Genomic DNA, 235 nt, shown 5'->3' on the forward strand with positions numbered 1-235 from the left:
GTTTCCTGTCTTTAACAAAGGTGGCTTTAAAATATACGTCATGTCTCACATTCCAACAAAGAAGGCAATGAAGAAGATGCGAACAAATATCAAGGAGTATACGGAGAAACGAAGTAAATTATATCTGGACATGGATGAACTTATTAAAGGATTGAACCGAAAACTCCAAGGGATGAAGAATTATTATCTCATTTCCCCAATAGCCAAAAGGTGGCTGAACCGCATTGACTGGTAT

Annotated in this window: 1 protein-coding gene; it reads left to right on the plus strand. The window is 37.4% G+C overall.

Features of this window, described 5'->3' with window-relative positions:
• Nucleotides 1–76 precede the first annotated feature (76 nt).
• On the plus strand, nucleotides 77–235 hold a 159-nt coding region (locus LKX83_RS32920; RefSeq protein WP_304518368.1), incomplete at its 3' end, for a group II intron maturase-specific domain-containing protein.

Source organism: Cohnella baijiui (genome assembly GCF_020731285.1).
GTDB lineage: Bacteria > Bacillota > Bacilli > Paenibacillales > Paenibacillaceae > Cohnella.